This is a genomic window from Mycoplasma milvi (assembly GCF_048284715.1).
Lineage (GTDB): Bacteria > Bacillota_I > Bacilli_A > Mycoplasmatales > Metamycoplasmataceae > Mycoplasmopsis.
This window is the reverse complement of the sequence record NZ_JBLWAH010000005.1, coordinates 55,130-76,031: the sequence shown is the minus strand read 5'-3', so window position 1 is coordinate 76,031 and position 20,902 is coordinate 55,130. Positions and strand designations below refer to the sequence as shown.

Annotated in this window: 18 protein-coding genes; 10 read left to right on the top strand and 8 right to left on the bottom strand. The window is 29.9% G+C overall.

Annotated elements, in window-relative coordinates; translation table 4 throughout:
- Window positions 1–107 precede the first annotated feature (107 nt).
- A complete protein-coding gene (locus tag ACNQ13_RS03070) occupies window positions 108–659 on the bottom strand; it encodes a hypothetical protein (protein ID WP_418035638.1) in 552 nt (183 codons plus the stop codon).
- A 72-nt stretch (window positions 660–731) separates the two neighbouring features.
- Here ACNQ13_RS03070 and ACNQ13_RS03065 point away from each other — a divergent pair, with 72 nt between their 5' ends.
- The 5 genes from ACNQ13_RS03065 to ACNQ13_RS03045 all read left to right on the top strand — a co-directional run bounded on the left by ACNQ13_RS03065 (window position 732) and on the right by ACNQ13_RS03045 (window position 6,416).
- Entirely contained in the window at window positions 732–2,954 is a 2,223-nt protein-coding gene (locus tag ACNQ13_RS03065; protein WP_418035637.1) for a HinT-interacting membrane complex protein P80, read from the top strand.
- Window positions 2,954–4,228, top strand: coding sequence for a HinT-interacting membrane complex lipoprotein P60 (locus ACNQ13_RS03060; protein WP_418018899.1), 1,275 nt, complete (start codon window positions 2,954–2,956; stop codon window positions 4,226–4,228). The genes ACNQ13_RS03065 and ACNQ13_RS03060 overlap by 1 nt, the downstream gene beginning before the upstream one ends.
- Window positions 4,228–4,560: a histidine triad protein HinT gene (gene hinT / locus ACNQ13_RS03055; RefSeq protein ID WP_416741706.1), complete on the top strand. Its 333-nt coding sequence runs from the start codon at window positions 4,228–4,230 to the stop codon at window positions 4,558–4,560. Before ACNQ13_RS03060 ends, hinT begins: the two co-directional genes overlap by 1 nt.
- Window positions 4,561–4,669: 109 nt before the next feature.
- Window positions 4,670–5,509 (top strand): HAD family hydrolase, encoded by an 840-nt coding sequence (locus ACNQ13_RS03050; RefSeq protein ID WP_416741707.1) that lies wholly within the window; start codon window positions 4,670–4,672, stop codon window positions 5,507–5,509.
- A 100-nt stretch (window positions 5,510–5,609) separates the two neighbouring features.
- Window positions 5,610–6,416: a PQ-loop domain-containing transporter gene (locus tag ACNQ13_RS03045; protein WP_418035636.1), complete on the top strand. Its 807-nt coding sequence runs from the start codon at window positions 5,610–5,612 to the stop codon at window positions 6,414–6,416.
- A gap of 94 nt (window positions 6,417–6,510) precedes the next feature.
- Here ACNQ13_RS03045 and ACNQ13_RS03040 read toward each other — a convergent pair whose 3' ends face one another.
- The 4 genes from ACNQ13_RS03040 to def all read right to left on the bottom strand — a co-directional run bounded on the left by ACNQ13_RS03040 (window position 6,511) and on the right by def (window position 9,878).
- Window positions 6,511–7,071: a DJ-1/PfpI family protein gene (locus ACNQ13_RS03040; protein WP_418018897.1), complete on the bottom strand. Its 561-nt coding sequence runs from the start codon at window positions 7,069–7,071 to the stop codon at window positions 6,511–6,513.
- Window positions 7,071–7,964 carry an MSC_0882 family membrane protein gene (locus ACNQ13_RS03035; RefSeq protein ID WP_418035635.1) on the bottom strand — a complete coding sequence of 298 codons (894 nt, stop codon included), beginning with the start codon at window positions 7,962–7,964 and terminating at the stop codon, window positions 7,071–7,073. The genes ACNQ13_RS03040 and ACNQ13_RS03035 overlap by 1 nt, the downstream gene beginning before the upstream one ends.
- Before the next feature lie 76 nt (window positions 7,965–8,040).
- The gene (locus tag ACNQ13_RS03030) at window positions 8,041–9,321 is read right to left on the bottom strand and encodes a hypothetical protein (RefSeq protein ID WP_418035634.1); all 1,281 of its coding nucleotides are present in this window, start codon (window positions 9,319–9,321) and stop codon (window positions 8,041–8,043) included.
- Window positions 9,321–9,878 carry a peptide deformylase gene (gene def, locus ACNQ13_RS03025; protein WP_416741712.1) on the bottom strand — a complete coding sequence of 186 codons (558 nt, stop codon included), beginning with the start codon at window positions 9,876–9,878 and terminating at the stop codon, window positions 9,321–9,323. Before def ends, ACNQ13_RS03030 begins: the two co-directional genes overlap by 1 nt.
- Before the next feature lie 63 nt (window positions 9,879–9,941).
- Here def and plsY point away from each other — a divergent pair, with 63 nt between their 5' ends.
- Window positions 9,942–10,793, top strand: coding sequence for a glycerol-3-phosphate 1-O-acyltransferase PlsY (gene plsY, locus ACNQ13_RS03020; RefSeq protein WP_418018895.1), 852 nt, complete (start codon window positions 9,942–9,944; stop codon window positions 10,791–10,793).
- 192 nt (window positions 10,794–10,985) lie between these two features.
- Here plsY and eno read toward each other — a convergent pair whose 3' ends face one another.
- Window positions 10,986–12,347, bottom strand: coding sequence for a phosphopyruvate hydratase (gene eno, locus ACNQ13_RS03015; RefSeq protein ID WP_416741714.1), 1,362 nt, complete (start codon window positions 12,345–12,347; stop codon window positions 10,986–10,988).
- Between the two features lie 237 nt (window positions 12,348–12,584).
- Window positions 12,585–13,316, bottom strand: coding sequence for a hypothetical protein (locus ACNQ13_RS03010; RefSeq protein ID WP_418035633.1), 732 nt, complete (start codon window positions 13,314–13,316; stop codon window positions 12,585–12,587).
- Window positions 13,317–13,472: 156 nt separating this feature from the next.
- On the opposite strand from ACNQ13_RS03010, the gene ACNQ13_RS03005 reads away from it, so the two are divergent.
- Together ACNQ13_RS03005 and ACNQ13_RS03000 are read left to right on the top strand one after the other, a co-directional pair.
- Window positions 13,473–15,380 carry a M13 family metallopeptidase gene (locus ACNQ13_RS03005; RefSeq protein WP_418035632.1) on the top strand — a complete coding sequence of 636 codons (1,908 nt, stop codon included), beginning with the start codon at window positions 13,473–13,475 and terminating at the stop codon, window positions 15,378–15,380.
- Window positions 15,381–15,477: 97 nt separating this feature from the next.
- Window positions 15,478–17,268 carry a lipoprotein 17-related variable surface protein gene (locus ACNQ13_RS03000; RefSeq protein WP_418035631.1) on the top strand — a complete coding sequence of 597 codons (1,791 nt, stop codon included), beginning with the start codon at window positions 15,478–15,480 and terminating at the stop codon, window positions 17,266–17,268.
- Window positions 17,269–17,308: 40 nt separating this feature from the next.
- Here the strand turns inward: ACNQ13_RS03000 and ACNQ13_RS02995 are convergent, their stop codons facing one another.
- On the bottom strand, window positions 17,309–17,524 hold the full coding sequence (locus tag ACNQ13_RS02995; protein WP_416741717.1) for an MAG6790 family protein: 216 nt from the start codon (window positions 17,522–17,524) through the stop codon (window positions 17,309–17,311).
- 193 nt (window positions 17,525–17,717) lie between these two features.
- Between ACNQ13_RS02995 and ACNQ13_RS02990 the strand changes: the two genes are divergently transcribed.
- Both ACNQ13_RS02990 and ACNQ13_RS02985 read left to right on the top strand, forming a co-directional pair.
- Complete coding sequence (locus ACNQ13_RS02990) at window positions 17,718–19,928, top strand: MYPU_1760 family metalloprotease (RefSeq protein WP_418035630.1); 2,211 nt, start codon at window positions 17,718–17,720, stop codon at window positions 19,926–19,928.
- A gap of 38 nt (window positions 19,929–19,966) precedes the next feature.
- Complete coding sequence (locus ACNQ13_RS02985; RefSeq protein WP_416741719.1) at window positions 19,967–20,641, top strand: DUF402 domain-containing protein; 675 nt, start codon at window positions 19,967–19,969, stop codon at window positions 20,639–20,641.
- Window positions 20,642–20,902: the final 261 nt, after the last annotated feature.

Genomic DNA, 20,902 nt, shown 5'->3' with positions numbered 1-20,902 from the left:
CTCTAGCGCCGACGATAGCAGAGATGTGAAAATAGGGCGTCGCTTTTTTTATTACTTTTTTAAAAATGAAATAAAAAACAGAGCTTTGCTCTGACTATATTAGATGTCTAAGCGACATCATTTTTTATTTCATTTTTAAAATAGTCTAAATAAGGCACTCCTTCATCTTCAATTTTAACAACATTATAATAATAAGGATTCATACGAGTAATTGCATCTAGTTTAATTACTTTATTATTATCTCTATATAAATAAGATCAAATTGAAGGTTCCTCACTAAAAATTTCATCCAAGATTAATAAAATATCACATCATTTACCCTTATTTACTTTAGATAGTACTTTATTAATTAAACGAGAAGAAATAATATCTCGATTAGACTCAGTTAAAATGTATAAATTAAAGGCAACATTTCCTAATTGTAAACTTGGAAAAAATTCATCAAAACTATTATCTGGAGGTAAATTTAATTTTTCTGGATAAAAAAACTTTAATTTTAATAGGGTTGAAAATGAAATTGCAATTGTAATTGGATTTGTTAAATCTTCTCCATTTAAAGCCTGTTGTAAGGAAGAAGAAGTCAAAGAATAAACAAATTTTTCCTCCTTAGCTAGTGCATTTAATGATTTAAATGCTTCTACTATTTCTCTATATTCCATAATAGAATTATAAATTAATAAATTTGCTATAATTTAAAATATATTATTTTAAATTAAGAAAACGAGGTATTAATGGCAAAGAGACAAAAATCATTCTTTGAGCGTTTAACTGAACTAAATGATAGACATGATGAAAAACACGAAAAGAATAGTACAAATAAAGCCAAAAGAAATAAGGCCACTATTGCAATAGGAGCAACAATCTTTGTTGGGATTGTAGCAGCTATTGCTATTCCTTTAACAATCAATGTAACAAAAGTAAACTACAAAGATGCTATTGATAGCAAAACACCTGTTGTTAAATTTATGGGACCAGATGGTAAAGAATTAGCTGCTACAAATGCAGGAGCACTTCAAAACCTTGTAAATTCTAAAGATGTTGCAGTAGCTAAAGAAATTGATGACTTCTACCGCAGAACAATTGAATATCTTTACCAAGAAGAATACAAAGCTTCATTAGAATTCCAAAGAATTTGAAATGCTTCATTATCTAGTGCAGAAAGTGTAAATAATTCAATTGCTTTAAAATCTTTAAGTGAAATTAAAAAAGATGTTCAAGCTAAAATTGATGATTTAAAATCTAACTTAAAGAAAAACTATGGATTTGAAAACTGGGAAAAACAATTCAACGAAATTATTGGTAAAGAAGAATATGGAAAGAGTTTAACTGAAGCTCAAGCTGTAAATTATTTAGTATTTAAACAAATTGAATCAGAAGCCCAAAGAAGATATCAATTAGAATACAAAAAACAAACAATGGATTACATCAATAGAAAAGCTAACACAACAATTTACAAATTAGATGAAAATGGAAACCAAGTTAAGGATGCAAATGGGCATGCAATTATTTTATTTAACAAAGGTGATAAAGTATTCCCATACTTTAAAGAAGGTGTTAACTACTATGTTGATCCAAATAATTCAAACAATGTAACAACTTTATTAACTAGATCATTTGTTGTTGAAACAAAAATGGTAGAAGGAAAAGTAACTGTAGTAAAAGACTTAAAATCTCCAACTTCATTTATTGAAAGCTACTTTAACAAAAACAAAGTTGTTTTACCAACAGTTTATAAACTAGCTGGTAAAACAAATAAATCAGATATTTACCAACCATGAATTTTAGGGGATGATAAAGAAAAAGCTACATTAGCTAACCTATTAAAATATAGTGTTATTCCAAATGGTGATAAGTTCGACATCAAATCTAATATGTCAATTTTATTAGCAATGAAAACAGCACAAAGTTATGCTTTACAAATTAAAGATCAAGCTACAAGCGCATACAACAATGCAATTTCTGAATATCAAACATATTTAGGCGCACTAACACAAAGCGATGCTTCAACTCTTGGAACAAGTGGTTTAACAAGTGTAGAAGAATTATTAGCTAGCTCAATTGATCAAGGTTTAGGTGTATTTGCTACAGCTATCTTTGGAAATAATGATGCAAGTAACATTCCATCAATTGAGCTTGGAAAATTAACTGAAATTACATCAGATTCAAATGTTCAGCCAGCAATGATTGCAGCTTATACAAAGATACTAGCAGAAGCAAAAGCAGCTAAAACTATGCAAGAAGCAATAGCTAAAGTTAATGAATTTAACAAAGTAGTAGACACTGTGGTTGCAAATGTTAAAACTGCTGATATGACTACATTCTTTAAGCAATTCTATAACTGAGACTTTGCTGTAGAAACAAGTGCAGGTAATGCAGCAAGTAAAAAAGTTCCTGTAGTTCTAAAAGTTAGTGATATGGAAAATGCTTATGTATTATTAACTGATAAAGATGTTTTATTAGCTAGATATGATCAAATTAATTCATTAGATGACTTTAAAGCATTTATTGCTAAGGATGCCCAAAACTATGCAGCTGGAAACAAGACTTACTTTAATGTTACAAATAAATTATCAACTAAGGTTTCACCTGAAACTGTTATTGAATCACTAATAAATAATTCAGACTTTGTTACATACATTAAAGCACAAGATAATGCATCAAATGATAACAAGAAGTATACTGAAGCAGATATTAACAACATTAAAACAGAAGTTGCTAGTGTACTTGTAGGTAAACAAACACAACAATTACTTGATTTATTAAAGAATGTTGATACATGAGTTAAAGCACAATTTGCAACAGGTACAAGTTACAACTTTGAAGTTGTAGATGGACTTGCTAAATTAGTTTACTCATATGCAAATAATACAACTATGAGTGAAAAATCAGCGCTTGATACAATTTATGAATACTTAAGTCAAAACTTATGAAAAAATGCTAAAGGAGATAAATAATGAATTTCAAATTTAAACATGCATTATTACTAGCTCCTGCAACTATTATGCCTGTGGCTATGGTATCTTGTGGGGTTGATAAAGATACCGATGCTAAAAGAAAACAAGATGCTGATTTTAGTAAAGATTCAATTACACAAATTATTGAAGGAAAATGACTTGATGTTACTTTAAAAAACTTATATTCAGTAGCTCAAGATCAAGATTTAATTTCAAATGAGGCTTATAAAGCTGATGCGTTTGCTGCATACCAAGCTTTTGTAGCTAATGAAAACTTAAAACATAATCCATTTTATTTATTAACTCAATTAAACACTTGAGCAGCTGCTGGAATTCTTTCAAATGATGACCAAAAAGCTTTTGTTAGCTTTTTAGATGGGTCAAATGCTCAAGGAACTTCAAGTAAATACTACAAAACTAACTTAAACCAAGAACAATTCAATGTACTATATAATAATGCTCAAACTAATGTAGCTTATACTGTTAATAAATTATTGTTAATTAACAAATACTTCCAAATCAGTAATCTAGCTGATTTAGAAAAGGTTGATTCTTCATCAGCTTCACTATATAAAACAAAATTCCAACTAGATCAATTCAATTTAATTAACTATGTTGTAAATAACAAAACAGTACAATTATGACAATATCAAGATAGTAATGCAAACAACATCTTTACTATGGGAAATTATCAAATTGATACTATTGCTCAATATCAAGATTTAATTAAGAAATCAACTACAGCAGGTGATATTGCTACAAGTGCTTTATTATTAAATCAAACTGCTCCATATCAAAGCACAATGGGTGGATTTAAAGGATTAATGGCTATGCCTAGCTCATTTAAGATATCATATTCAGTTGATGATTTATTAAATACACCTAAAGACAAGATTTTTGTCGGATTCTACGATGCTATTAATAATAAAATTGTTTCAGTAGATCAAAATGGAAAATTAGCTAGTTCAATTGTTGCTTCTACAGATGGAAAAACAATTAATGTAGCATACATGAGTCAAATTGCTCCTATTGGTAAAACTGTAAAAACCAAAACTACTGAAGATGGCAAAGAAAAAGAAGTTGAAAGCAAGATTCTTTCATTTGATGAAACACCATTTGCAAGTGATCTAAATCAATTAAGAATATTACTTGCTGTTAGTGATGATAATTTATACAAGAAAGCTCAAAGTGCTTTTGTAGCCTTAGGATATGTCATTAAAGTTGATGATGCACTCAAAGCTAAAACAGAAGGAATGGCAATTATTGCTAAATAATGGATTCAATTTTTACAAAGATTATTAAAAGAGAAATTCCAAGTAAAGTTCTTTATGAAGATGATAGAGTGATAGCTATTTATGATGCTTTTCCTCAAACAGAAGGACACTTTTTGGTTATCCCTAAGGTTCAAGAAGAAAATATTCTAGCTAATAGTGAAGATGACTTTTTATATGCTATGAAAATAGCTCGTCAATTAGCTAATAAAGAAATTATTCAAAAAGGAATACCTGGTTTTAAAATAATGATTAACACCGGAAAAACAGCAGGCCAAGTTGTTTTCCATACACATATTCATGTAATTCCTTATCGTGAAGAAGATTCTAAATAAAAGTCACACAATAATTAAACCAAAATACCTATTTCCTAGTTATTTTGGTTTTTTTATGCATATAAGAAAAATAATAAAATCAAGTAAAATAAAAAGAGAAAGAGGGCTTATGAAATTAGCGTTTGCATATGATTTAGATGGAACATTATTAAGAAAGAATAATACAATACATCCTGATACCTTAAAAGCTTTAGCACGTGTGCAAGAAACAGGAAATGTTAATATTATTGCTACAGGGAGAGGACTACAAAAAGTTTTACCTTTACTAAAAGATGGAACAATTAAGTATGTGGATTACATAGTATGTTCTAATGGGGCTTTAATTTATGATGTTAACAAACAAAGTATCAATGTATTAAATACAGTGCCTAATCAAGTGTTCTACATTTTAAAGGAAAAAGCTTTGGAAAATGATTTAATCTTAACTGTAGATACAATTGATTACAATGGTTCATATCTTCCTAATAATCATTTTCCAAAATGAATGTCTAAAGAACAAATTATGGACATGAATATTTTAAATATAGCTACCTTAGATCACTTAGAAAATGTAGTACTAGCTAAAGACAGTGTTATTACTCAAATAGCACTTAGAAACCCACTAGAAAAGGCTAAACAAATTACTGAAGATATAAGACGAGCTACTAAAGGTTTACCTTGTGTAGTTTATCTAACTAATTCAGTTTATACTGATGTGAACCCAAAAGATATTTCCAAGTTTGTAGGAGTTGAAAAAGTGCTAGAATTACTTGGACTTTGTGATGAAAACTTAGTGGCTTTTGGAGATAGTGGTAATGATGTAAACATGATTCAAGGGGCTAAGTTTGGAATAGCAGTTGGAAATGCTACAAGTGAGGCTAAAGAGGCAGCTAACTTAGTAATTGATGATCACCAAACAGGTACTATTGGTCACACTTTAAATCAAATAATTGAAGGTGCTTTGTTCTAAGCATCTTTTTTATTTTAAGGCGATTTTTTAGTCTATTTTACACTGAAATAAGTCTAAAATAAATTAATACAAAAAATAAAATAGGTTAAAATATAACAGTATGCAAAATATTATTAAATTTTTTAGTGAAGGAGCACAAGCAGCAGTTACTAAAGCACCTAAAGCTTTAGATGTATCATTTCAAGTATTTATTTGATTAACTGTTGTTTTCATTATTTCCTTAAGTGTTCCTCAATTAATTAAACTTATCAAAGAAAAAAGAACAGGAAACGTAAGTTTCACTTCATTCTGAATTTTCCACGTTGGAATCTTATTATGAGTTATCTGAGGAGCAACAAACAACTTAAATAAAACTATGCTTAACGTTATGTTTGCTGACGGAATCAGTTTATTTGTAAATGGAGTTATGACTATTCTTCTTTATAAACACAAGAAAGAATTTTCAGCTAATAAAAAAATGTGAGGATACCTTGGTGTTCTTGCTACATACCTAATTGGTACAGTATTTATTGTATTCTACATCGTAGATTACAATAGACTACCTGGTCACTATTTATTCAAATTACCAGACACAGTTTCAACAGTAATGGGATTTGTCTTCCCTGCTGCCACAACATTAGCATTCACACCTCAATTAATTCAATCATTCAAAACAAATGAATGACAAGGTGTTACATACTGAATGTATGTATTATATGTTGTAAACAACATTATCTGAATCATTTGATGAGGACTTGGAATGGGATTACAATCATATGAAGCAAAACCAAACTATGGATCATTAATCGCTGGATTAATTTGACAAATAATTTCATTAACAATTTTCAGTATTCAACTTGGATATACTCTTCATGATAAGTACTTATTAAGTAAAGGGGTAAATCGTTCACTTCAAGCTAACAAATAGTAGCTTGATATAGTAATTAAGTCGCTAGCAATAGCGATTTTTTTATACATTGCTTTGCGGGAATAAAAAATCTGCCCGAAGGCAGAAATTATATTTAATATTGATCACCATTAATTTTAATGTAGGTACGTAATGATAATTCTTCACTAAATAGTTCATGAATAATTCTAAGTCCTAATTCAGGAGCTGCAAAGGCATTTTTACCTGTAATAATTTTACCATCACAACTAGTCATTTCATCTGAACGATTGCTTCCACGAGTTGGAAGGCTTCACTGAGATGGGTATGACGAATAGTGAATGTAAGGAGGTAAAATTTTAGCTTCCATTAAAACGTTTGGAGCATCACAGATAGCAAATAAGTATTTATTAGCTTGATAAAAATCTTTAATAACAGCTAGTGATGTTGGATTGTTTCTTAAAGTTTGACAACCTTTTCCACCTGGAATAAAGATAGCATTATAGTCTTCAAGATTATATTGGTGAACTATATTATCTACATGAGATAGGCCAAATTGGCCGGTAGCTGAAGAAATTTCTGGAGCATAGTAAGTTATTGATTCTATTACATCAGCTGCTTTAAGCACTGATAAAGTTGATGTTAATTCAACATCATTAAATTTATCTTCTATTATAACTAGCAATTTTAGTTTCATTATTTCTTACCTCTTTTTAGGACACCTTTTCAAATTAAGTAGCATAGTAGAGCTAATGGCAATAAGACAACAATAATAAAAACAATAATATAAGCTTTAATTCAAGCTTTGTTTTCACTTTTAAGTTCTGCATTAACTGCATTTTTAATAGCTGTAGCATCAGTTCCAAGGAAGGTAGAAGCTTCCATATAACGTTTACGATCGTACATAACCATTAGTACAAATAGAACTGTAAATCCAATTGCAACTGCTAAGTCTACGTAAAGTAATACATGAACATTACCAAAGGCACCGTTAAGGATTTTTTCTCAATCTAAGTCAAGATTTAATTTTAAATTTGCTTTATCAACATTAAGAACTCAATGCCCATCTCATAGATTTAGAAGTAATAAGATAACACCATTAAAGAGAGTGAAATAAGTCATGAAGAAAGCAAACAATCATGATAAACGTAATAATTTAAAACGAATCGCACGATAAGTATCAGAAATAACTGTTACAGCAGCTAGATTGCCATTGCGATAGTTATCACGGCACATTTGTTCTGTGCGTCTTCAAGCCTTATTTTTGGTTAAAGCTTTAGCAAATAAGCTTAAAGAAACTAGAAAGACAATCCCAAGTAATACATATCAGGCAATACCCTGGTTTTTATCAACTCTAGTATTTAGGAAATAGTTGGTTAAAATTCCAGCTATTGAGACTAAAAATAGAATGAATCAAAAAAGAAATTGCATGATAGTTAGGCGTTTTTCTCTTCTAATTACGTTATAAACAGGCGTTGCTATGATTCTTTGAGGATCTGAAGCAACTTGAGTTTCGACTGTTGTTTCAAGTGTTTGAGGTACTTGAGTAGTGATTTGATGTAAATCACCATTATTTTGTGAATAATTCATAAATCACTTTCTCCTAGTTATTTGCTATAGCTGGTTGAGCATTAGCGTTTGAATTTGTATTAGTATTTGTTTCTGGCTAATCAGCTTTAGGTTCAGATGTTTTTTCTTTGTTATCTTCATCAAGTTTTGTGACTTTGAATTTAGATAAGTTGTCAAATAAAGCATTAACAACTGATTCAGCATTAATTTGATTCTTAATGTCTTTATCTGCATTAAGTGTTTCAGCAGCAATGTGTGCTAAAGATTTTCTAGTATCATCAGAAACAGAAGAAATTACATACTTAGCAACATTTAAGTAAGCAACAACATCTTTATTTATGCCTAATTCTTCATAATTCGTAATTGAATTAATTTGCTTTATTGCGTAATTTGTAACTTGTTTAGATTGTTCTTGGGCAGATAATGTATCGAATAATGGATTTTGCTCTCTCAGTTTATCTTTAACATTCTTAATGTAATCTAAAGCACCTGAATTTTGAGCAATTGCAGCTGCTTTATCTGCCGCATATTCTTTAGCAGCTTGAGAAATAACATTTCTAACATCTGGATTATTTAATAGAGCAGCTGAAGAGTTTAAAGTATCAACTATTTCACCAAGTTGCTCTTTAGTTCATTTGCTTTCAGGGTCTTGAAGTGTTTGGAAAAGCTTAGAACCTTTTTGGAATAATTCAATTAGAGAAACTGTACCAACTCCAATTCCTGAAAGCGAAGCACCTTTACCAGCTGTCATTAATTTAACACCAAAAGTTGTAGCTTTAGAGGTTGAGGTATCATTAACCATTGCTGTCGTTACAACATTTGAAAGTAAAAGTGTTCCTGGTAAGGTTAAAACAGCATTTGTTGTACCGAATAAAAATCTGGTTCAAATTCTGTTTCCTCTTTTACCTGATGCAATTCTTTTAGTTTTCTTATCTTTTCTTTTCTTAATTGTACATAAGTGAATAATAAATGTAACAACAAAGAAAAATCCTCTAATTGATAAGTAAATTATGATCGCTAAGATAGTTAAGGCGAATGGTAGGCCTGACCTAACAATTTGATCGATTTCTTTTTGATCTTTTAATTGTGTGTGTACTACATCTGATCCATATTTATAAATCACAGCAGAAATAATCATTGTTAAAACAATTGCAACTACTTTAAAAATAGATCATTTGTAATTAAATCAAAATCCAATTACAAATGCTAATGCAAATAAAACAATAATTACAATTGGGAGTCAAACTCCAACATTACCAACTGAATTAGTAATATTTTTTAACATTTTAACAACATCATCAAGTTGTTGAATTCCTGTTGATGAGTCAGGTGCTGGCTGTGCTGAAGCACTAGCAGCAGCTTCGAATAACGTGTTCATTATAAGTATTGAGCCTTAGGTAATTTTTTTCAAGGATCTTTACGAGAAATGCGATCAATAAATAAGTGTCCATCTAAGTGATCTAATTCGTGTTGGAAAACAATTGCTATGTAACCTGATACTTCATAACGTAATCATTTTCTATTGTAGTAGCTGTAAGCATCGACTACAACACGATCTGAGCGATGTACATAACCTTCTTGGTTTGGTCATGATTCATCAACTGATAAACAACCCTCTCCTTCATCTAGGGCTATTTTTTTATTGCTTTTTGCCACAACACGAGGGTTAAATAAAACATCTTTAAATAAGACATTACCCTTATCGTCTTGGACAAAAACATAAAATACATTTTTTAATATTCCGTATTGAACAGCAGCAACACCAACTCCTGGACGGAATTGTGTTCCTTCAGTTTGAGAATCATCAATGTGATAGATCATTCTCTCTGCTAAATCAATATCCTCATCTGTAAGAGGAATTGGAACATCATGTGATCTTTTTCTAAGTACAGGGTCTGGTAACTGTACTATTTTAATATCATATTTTTTGTTCATATTTAAATTATAATATATATAGAAAATTACTATAATTAATATATTAATTATAGAAAGGTGAATATGAACGGAAATTATAATATTGTAGTTTTTACCACTGTAGTCCTAAATATAGCTTTTTTAGTAATGGGGTATTTAATTGGTTCACTAAATACTTCAATCATATTTAGTAAGTTTTTAAAGAAAGATGTGCGTGAGCAACATTCACAAAATGCTGGAGCCACAAATTCATCTAGAGTTTTTGGAGTAAAAGTTGGTGTTTTAATCTTGCTCATAGACGTTTTTAAAACAATTGCATCTGTCGCAATAGCTGCGGGTATTGCTTATTGAGTAAATGCTGCTCCTCAAGTTTCTTCAAGAGGGCCAGTAAATCAAATGTCATTTCAACAATACCAAGCAATTATTGCTGTGCCAATGCTAGCTGGTTTTGGAGTTGTGCTTGGCCACTGTTTCCCAGTCTTCTTTGGTTTTAAAGGTGGAAAAGGGGTGGCTTGCAGCATTGGATTAATAATTAGTTATAACATTGTATTATTACCTATTGCAGCTGTAATATTCTTTACAGTAGCATTCTGAAAGAAATATATTTCACTTGCAAGTATGAGTGCAGCTGTATTATTAATTCCATTTGTATTTGTTCCATGAATGAGCAATAGTGTCATAGCATGAGCTACAAACTATCAATGACTTGCATGAACTAAAACAATTGATTTACAACTAATTGCCCCGGATCAAAGAGGTTTTATACATTATATTGGAACATATGTTGTTAACTATGCTTCTATTTATACTGGATTTATATATTTAGGTGCTGTTGCACTTATCCTATTTACACATAGAGGTAACATTCAACGCCTATTAAAAGGTGAAGAAAGAAAATGAAGCAAAAATAAGAAAGAACAAAAGGATGCACAATAGTGCATTTTTCTTTAGTTTAAATGTAAAATAGATGGTTTTATAAAGCCTAAATATATCTATATGAAAAGTAATTTAAATTCTTAGTTCAAGGTTTATATCCTTGAGCTTTTTATTATCTTTATCCCTAGGACATAGTGCAAAAGATAATAAAAACGCTCCATATAATGGAACGTAATTATTATGTTGAATAAATTATTTAACAATGTTGTAGAAAGCTTTGATTCCCTTGAATTCAGCTGATGAACCAAGTTCTTCTTCGATAGCTAATAAACGATTGTATTTTGCGATTCTGTCTGTACGTGATAATGAACCTGTCTTAATTTGTCCTGAGTTCATAGCAACAGCAATATCAGCGATTGATGTATCTTCTGTTTCTCCTGAACGGTGTGAAACAACTGCTGTCATGTTTGCTTTTTGAGCCATTTGGATAGCATCAAATGTTTCTGTAATTGAACCAATTTGGTTAATTTTGATCAAGATTGAGTTCATTGATTTTTCTTCAATAGCACGTTTTAGAATAGCTGTATTTGTAACTGTTAAGTCATCACCAACGATTTGTAATTTATCACCCATTTCAGCTGTAAATTTCTTGAATCCTGCTCAGTCACTTTCTGCAAATCCATCTTCGATTGAGATGATTGGGTATTTAGCAACAAGTGATTTTAAGTATTCAGCCATTTCATCTGATGTGTATGATAATTTAACATCTTCTAAGTGTTCAAATCCAGGTTTTTTAGATTCGATAGCAGCTTTTAATTTCTTGAATGTGTAAATTCCGTCTTCATATAATTCTGATGAAGCACAGTCCATAGCAATAGCAACAGCGTTTTCACCTTCTTTAGCAGGGGTGTATCCAGCTGCTTTAATAGCTTCTACTAAGAAGTCTAAAGCTTCTTCGTGTGATTTGAAGTTAGGAGCAAATCCACCTTCATCACCAACTTGAACACCGTGTCCATGTTTTTTAAGTAATTTAGCTAAGTTGTGGAATACAAAGTTAGCCATTTGTAAAGCTTCTCTGAATGATTTAGCACCAACTGGCATAATCATGAATTCTTGGAAGTCGATTGTGTTTGAAGCGTGTTCTCCACCGTTAATAACGTTTAACATTGGAACTGGTAATTCGTGTGCGTTGAATCCACCTAAGTATTTGTATAGAGGGATTTGTAATTCATTAGCAGCAGCTCTAGCAACAGCAAGAGAAACTCCTAAGATAGCGTTAGCACCAAATTTAGATTTGTTTTCTGTACCATCTAATTCGATCATTTTCATGTCGATTTTACGTTGGTCTGTAACTTCCATTCCTAAGATGTGAGGAACGATGTCGTTGTTAACGTGGTTAACAGCTAACATAACACCTTTACCACCGAATCAGTTACCTTCAAATTCTGATCCTTTGTCTCTTAATTCAAGAGCTTCACGTGAACCTGTTGAAGCACCTGATGGAACTTTAGCGATTCCGTATCCACCAAATTCTGTGAATACTTCAACTTCAACTGTTGGGTTTCCACGTGAGTCTAAAATTTCACGTGCATGAATTTTTGTAATTGCTGACATATTTGTCTCCTTTTTAAATTTAAGATTTTGTCTTATTTGCAAATAATTAATCTTTATCTAAAGATTATTAGAATTATAGCATTATTATAAAAGTGGTAATTTTGTATTTTTAGAAAAAATGTCTTATAAAATTGGAATTAAAAATACTAATACTGTAACTTTTATTCAATGGTTTTTACAGGTTAAGAAAAAAACTGGCAGTTATGCCAGCTTCATTTTAAATAGTATTTATATTGTTTACTTGTATTCATCATTTCAGCCAAATGCATTGTATACAGTTGAAAAATGTAGATAAGGTCATTTACTATAATTATCAAGAATCCATCTGATTAAATGGTTATTTTCATCAAACATCTCATATTGTAAATTATGTTTCTTGCAATAGTAATAAGTGTGAAAGTGCAAATAATAAAATAATCATAATATTGCAAATACTTGATACACTCAAATAGTATATATAAATATAGCTTGATATGCATTTTGATTTGTACTACAGTATCATGCTGTATATGATATATTCATTATTAATGATAATAAACTGATAACAACTGAACATCAAAAAACTAAATAGATATGCAGTTTAATTCTACTTTTGTTCAGTGATGGTACTTTTAAATTTGTTTGTTCGGTATTATCTGTTTTTTTGAAATAAACATATTTATAGATCCAACCTATAAATTTATTTGTCGTTTTGTTTTTAAAACAAAATTCTTGATTTCTAAACTTTCTAGATAATCTAACTTGTACATTAAAATCACTGATAACACGATATATAAAATATAAAAATTCAGTGGCAAAGAGAAAGGCAAGGTCGATTAGATAAATAATGTTCCCAATTGCAGAATTTTTGTTTTCTCAATTAAAATGTGATAGTCCTAATATAGCTCCAAATTGTCCAGTTAATATTGCTATATAAGCAAAAGTTATGAGTAAAAAGCTGAATATTATTCAAGAGTTTTCGCGTCGCATACAAATATCTCCTTTAATATATATTTTTATTCTAATACATTCCACTTTCATTTCAATAAAATTAATTAATTTATTAAATCTATAGCCACTATGACTATTAATAACTGGAAAGTAAAGTATAATTTAAATATTATTATTTAAAAACAAGGAGACAAAATGAATAAACCTAGATTACAAGATGACTTTTATGAATATGTCAACTTTGAATGATTAAGAGATACAGAAATTCCAGCAGATCGCGCTTCAATTTCTTGTTTCGGTGAATTAGATATTAAAATTGAAAAATTATTAAAAGGTTTAACTGCAAACTGAGCTGCAGGAAAACAACCTTTACCAGCTGATAGAATGATTCATGAATATGTCAAACTATATCAAATGCTTATTAATACTAAAAAAAGAGCACAACTTGGATGAGAACCAGCTAGAAAGCACTTAGATAAAATTGAAAGCTTAACAAGTTTTAAAGATTTAGCAAATAATTATGCTGCTTTTGATAAACGATATTCTTCATTACCGTTACCATTTGGAATTGGTGAAGACTTTATTGATAATAAAAAATACATTTTATGATTAGAAGATCCAAGATTAATTTTAGGTTCTAAAGAAACATATGCAAACCCAACACAAAAAGAAAAACTTTTAACAGCTTGAAAAGAAATGTCATTTGATTTACTTATTTCATATGGTAAAACAACTGAACAAGCTAACAAAATGGTTGCTCAAGCTTTAGAATTTGACAATTTCTTAGTAGACTTTGTCCTTTCTAATGAAGAAAAAGCTGACTATACTTCTTTATATAACCTAAAAGATATTGCATGATATCAAGAAACAGTTAAAACATTTGATATTAAGAAAATTGTAGAAGAGCTAGTAAAGAAAGAAGTTAAAGAAATCTCATGTTCAAACCCAAGATTTGTTCAAAACATTGACAAGATTTATACAGAAGCTAACTTTGAAGCTTTCAGATCATTAATGTTTATTAAAAACTTATTATATGCTGCTTCATTTATGTCTGAAGAAACCAGATTAAAAGCTTCACACTTTAAAAATGTACTTTACTCAATTGCTAAACCACGTGATTTAGAATTATATGCCTATGACGTAGCTACAAAATACTTCGGAATGCCTCTTGGTATGTACTATGCTAGAGAATACTTTGGTGAAAAAGCTAAAAAAGATGTTGAACACATGGTAGCAAGCATGATTGATGTTTATAAGAAACGTCTAGAAGAAAATACATGATTAACTCAAGCAACTAAAGACAAAGCAATCTTAAAACTTTCTAAATTAGGTGTAATGGTAGGATATCCTGAAGAAATCCAACCATTCTATGCTCAATTAATCACTCACAGCTATGAAGAAGGCTCAAACGTATTTGAAAATGTACTTGCATTCGACCAAATTATGTATGAATATCAAATGTCACAATATTTAGAACATGTAAATCCTAAATACTGAGGAATGTCACCTGACACAATTAATGCTTACTTTAACCCATTTGGAAATCACATTGTATTCCCTGCTGCTATTTTACAAGCTCCATATTATGATATTAATCAATCTTCATCTGCTAATTTTGGTGGAATTGGAGCAGTAATTGCACACGAAATTTCTCATGCATTTGACAATAATGGAGCTCAATTCGATGAAAACGGGTCAATGGTAAACTGATGAACTGATCACGATAGAGCTAAATTTGCTGAAAAAACACAAGCTGTTATTGATTTATATGACACACGTGAAACACCATATGGAAAAGTTAATGGTAAATTAACAGTATCAGAAAACATTGCTGATATTGGTGGTGTTGCTTGTGCACTTGAAGCTGCACAAAAAGAAGCTGACTTCTCAGCTGAAAAATTCTTCGAAAACTGAGTTAGAGTTTGAAGACAAAAATCAGGTGAAGGTTATGCTAGAAGATTACTTGAAACAGATGTACACTCACCAGCTAAAGAAAGAGGAAATGTCTTAATGATGAACCTTGATTTATTTGCTGATACATATAAACTTCAAGAATCAGACAAAATGTATTTAGCACCTGAAAAAAGAATTAAAATTTGATAATGTAAAATGTTCCTTTTAGGGACATTTTTATTTGGAATTTTTACTTTTTCCTATAAAATAATACAAATTTATAAAAAACAAGCTTGCAAGGAGAAAAATGAAGAAAATCAAACTATTTACACTTTTAGGATTAGGATCTTTTAGCTTACTTCCGCTAGCAGCTATTGCTTGTGGTAGAAATGAAAAACAAGTGCAAGGGACAGATAAGAAAGAAACTCCAGCACCTATACCGACCCCTGTTATTCCAGGTAAGGGAGATGAACCTGGTAAAGGTGGACAAGTGGACCCAGGTAAAAACACTCAACCAGGGCAAGAACCAAATCCTGCTAAGGAGGAAGAAAAACCAACCCCAGGTGTAAAAGACCCGGATACAGGAAATGGAAATTCAAACCCTAGCCAAGGTGACAAAACAGTTGATGAAAATGCTCAAGGTGGAGTATATAATGGGCTTGCAATCAATGAATATAAAGGACTAATTGGACTTTATAACTTAAATAGGGATATGACTGCAAGCAAGGCATATTCAATTTTAAGTGATACAGTTCTAAGCAATGATGACTATAAGTTAACTGAAGTTAAAGTAACTGATTTCAATGATTTAACAGGAACTTTAAGTTTTACTGTAAAAGGAACTTATAAAGGTGTTTCACTTGATAATAAAGTGTTTAATATTTCAAATTTCTTTATAGTAAAAAGCACAATGGTTTTAAATGTTGATTGAAATACAACTAAAATTATGGAAGAACAAAAAACTTCTAAGGATTTTATTAGCAAATCATATAGTGAACTTAAACCATATTTAAGCTCAATAGTTTTATCAATTGATGGAAATTCAATTAACATTTTAAATGATGATAGATTTAGTGTTAATTCATTTAACCTAAGTGAAGAAAGAAATCATTTAAGTGCATTTATCAGCATTTCTTACCATCCAGAAATGTTAAATCAAGATGGCGTAGTTGTAGTCCAAAAACCTATTACTGTATATCATAGAGCTTTTGATTATTTATCTGGACTTAATTATTCAATTGAGCAATATTTACAATATATATTAAATAACCAATTATCAGTAAAAGAAAATATTGATTACAATTATTATCCTTCATTCTTTGCAGGCAAAAAAGCTATTACATTAGACTTTTGAAATCACTTCTTTGACTTAAATGAAAAATATGAACGTTTAAATAATGAGCCTATTATTGTATCTTGTTCATATTATCCAAATGATTTAACAGGAGAATTATATGTTACAGTTTCACTAGAGTATAATCCAGAAAATGGTCTAGGAAATGTCCAAGTTGGATACAAATCATTTAAATTCTCAGGATTTAAAAAATTAACTAAAGAAGAATTAGCAAAAGACTTTATGGTGATTCCTGATTCATTCGGATTTATGGAAAGAGACCAATACAGAGAACTAGTTAAGACATTTATGGCATTATCTCCTGAGGAACAAAAAACATTTGAAATTACAAACAGCAATCAATTGTTAAGAATTATGGGTCAACTAGGTGGGTCAAATGCAATATTGACACGTTTAGTATGAAATAATAATGGTGGAGAAAAGCTTGAATACTTACTTAAATCATTTGACAAATATATTAAAGTATATTACAAGAACAAATCATTAACCGAGTTATCAACAAGCTTAGAAAGTAGAATTTTGGGTGGAAAATACTTCCAAATAGGAAGAATTGCTATTGATACAAAAAGCTTAAGCGATTTTACATTACAAAAGCGTAATGATGGAAATAATAGAATTGACTTCAAGTGAAATTTCACATTAGAAATAGAGATACAAGATGCTACAGGTGATAGCGATTCAAGTACCATAATTCAAATTCCACAATCTATTTCGATATTTGCATTAGAAAATAAACTAGCGTAAATTAAAAATGAGGGGGCTACCTCATTTTTAATTTATATTTTTATACTACTTTTAATAAAACTTCTTTTGAACCTTCTTTACCTTCAAGATGGTTTCTTTCGACACGAATTATTTCAATTTTTTCATTACCCATTGTGTGTAATCCATGTTTTTGACCACGGCGGAATCCTTTAATTAGCCCTTCTAATTCTTCAATTGTATTTGCTTGGGCAATAATTTCATCATTTGTTAATAATTTTGCTTTGTATTTGTACATGAGTACCTCCGTTTGTTCATCTTTATTATAATCCTAATTAATTTCGTATATATCAAAAATGAATAAGTTTCCACAAATTTCCACATTTTTGTGGAATAATGTGGAACATTAATGTTAAATAAGATTTATAAAAATTACATCTGAATAATATAAAACTAGTATAAAAATTAAAATGTATTAGAATATAAATATTATGAGTAAGAAAACAAAAATAATATGGTGAAGTATATTTTCAGCAGGTGTAATTTTAGGCCTAGGTGCAATTGCAACTAGTGCTTATTTTGCTATTCAGTATTTAGGAACAAATGAGGATAATGATAATAAAGAAACTATTACTATTAAGCCTAATTATGACACACCAAGCTGGCAGGAAAATTTAGAATTATTAAAGATTGGGCCAAATGAAGTTTCAATTTTTAATAAGTTAGATTTTAAAGAGCAAGAAGAAGCTTTAGCACTTGTAAATAGTCTTGGAAGTATAAGTTGAGAAACAAAAACTAATGATGAAGGAACTTATGTAGAATACATAGATCCATATACAAAAATTAAATTTAGAGATTTTGCTTATAGTGTTGATAAGGAAAATCCTGCAAATAATAGATATTTACTTGGACCTGGTGGATTAGCTTATCTAGCAAATGAATTTAAGCGGAAGGTAACATTTGGGCCTGAAGTCTATGATCTAGAAGCTATAAATATTAATGATTTCACTATTATTCCAGCTACTGCTAATGGACTTTATATCCCAAGTACTAAGAATATTTATATTAATGGAGCATTCATGTGTGAAACTAATGCAACATTATATGATAGAGTGGCAACAATTATGCAAACTTTATTCCATGAATATATGCACCATTGAGCAAATAACTATGCTGAAATAGCCTTACCAGGAGATAAAGTAATTCCAACTGGAAATGTAGCTGGACCAGTAGCAAATACTCAAGACAAAGAAATGGTTACTGTCAAATATTATGAACCTGGTCAAAGCAAAAAGACAGGATTACTAGATAAGATATTTTCATCAGGGAATGAACAATATTGAAATGCCTATTTCGCTGATAACTTTAGATACTTATTAAACTATGATGTAAGTGCAAAATCATATATTAAGCCTGAAATTTTAGCACTATTAAGAGACAGATGATTTAGAGAACCTGCAGCACAAGATGTTTCAGATGCCTTATATACAAACTTTTCACCAAAAGATCTTTGGGATGTTTCTAATGGATTATATAATGGGCAAGGATCTCCAAAAGACCCATTAGCATTACAAAGAAAACTAGAAATTAAACCAAGCTTTTGATATTCTCCAGATGAAAAATTTGCTCTGAACAATGGTGATTTACGATACTATTACTCATTGACTGAATTAGTTCCAAGAGAATATCTAAAATTTGCTTTTGAATCTTACTATAATATTGCTGAACCAAATCCTGCTATAACAGCTGAAAAAAATCAGGAAGAGTTTTCTTCAGGATTCTTTGGGAACATGAAATTTCATTATAATAATCATGCAAATTCATATGAAATCAGACCAAGTTCAATAGCAGAAGATTATGGTAAAGTGTTTATGAATAATTTTGACACTTTAACAAGAAGTGGTTGATACATAAATGATAATTCAGGTTATATTGATCCAAATAATCCAGTAACCTATTATGACCCATATAATAAGACCTGAGTTACAAAAATAGTCAAAGGGTCAAGTTCTATTATGATTCCAACTTCACCTTTTGCTCTTGACTCATACAAAACCCTTGATAGAATAAGCTTAAATCAGGCAAATAAAATTAAAGAAAATAAATCACATGATTTTTATAAAATGTTTTTACGCACCATGGGATATGGTAGTGAAATAGCTCAAATTTACTATGATAACTCAGGGTGAAAATGAGTTGGAAAGAACTACGCCCAAGTGCAAAAAGATGAAAACAATATTACTAGGGTAAAATTTAGTGGATACTTGAAAGATAAAAGCCATACTGGTATTGCAATAGTTAATCCAGCTGGACAAGTGGTGGCTCATAGTGATATTATTTATCTAGATACCTTTAATTTCTTTGGACATAATAATTTTGATATGGGAGCTAGAATTGAAAATGAAACACAAGCTAGTGAAGCTTGAAGACAACAACAACTAGCCAACCGAATTTATCCAGAAGGATATATTAGTTACATTACAAAAGATTATATTGTTCCTGGAGAATTAGGAACTATATACTTTTGAGATGATTTAAATAAAAATGGAATGGTAGAAGATAATGAATTAGTAAAGGATCATCAAATTACTCTTCCTTCTAATCGTTGAGTAACTACCTATCGTGCTGAAAATGCTAATTATTATTATGTAGTAGAAAATAAAAATAATCAAACTACAATCAGGTGAGAAAGACCTCGCTAATGTTATAATTAAATTATTATTAAGAAAGGAGGATAACAATGGAATGAGATTTTAGTAAGCTTAAAGTTGGCTCAATGATTAATGTACAGGGTTATAAACATAATGGTTATTTATATCGTCAATGAAATTCAGCTAAAGTAGTATTTCATAATAAGAGACATATAGTATTATTCCTGAAAAATACAAAAGTAGCTGAATATGAAAAAGATGTAAATGGATGAAGATATAATGAAAATGCCATCTGATTTATTCCAAAAGATGCTATGTATAATGCGATTGTATTATTAAAGGATTCTGGTCCTTATTATTATATTAATATGGCTTCTAAGCCTATATTTGAAGATAATACCATTAAATTTATAGATTATGACCTAGATGTAAAATGTTATCCTGATAAAGAATTGCAAGTTGTAGATAGAGATGAGTTTAATTTACACTCAAGACAAATGCAGTATCCTGAATTACTTAAAAATCTGTTATTTGAAGAATTAAAAGTAATAATGCAACTTTATAGTGAATATAAATACTTCTTTAACTACGAAATAATAAATTATTATCTTGAAATTTTACGCGCTGATAAATTAATTACTGATAAAGCAGCAGAAAGATATACAAGACTTGGTAAAAAACAATATTCTGAAGAAGGGGATATGTTTAGACAAGTTAATCGTACGTATAAACATCATAAGGCACACTTCCAAAATCGTCACTAAAAAGTGACTTTTTTGTTAATTTCATACTTCGAAAAATAATGACATTTGATATGGCTTATTAATACTAAAATATAAAAAAGCTAATTTTTATATATTTTTTAGTACCATTTTTATATTTTTGTTGTACTATATTAATGTATATCCATGATGATGTAGACATTATGGGTATACGATCCTAAGGGATGTAAAAGTTAGTTTTTTATTCGGACAAATACGTTTCTCCAAAAATATTTAGACGTATTCCTGATGCACCTAGCAATA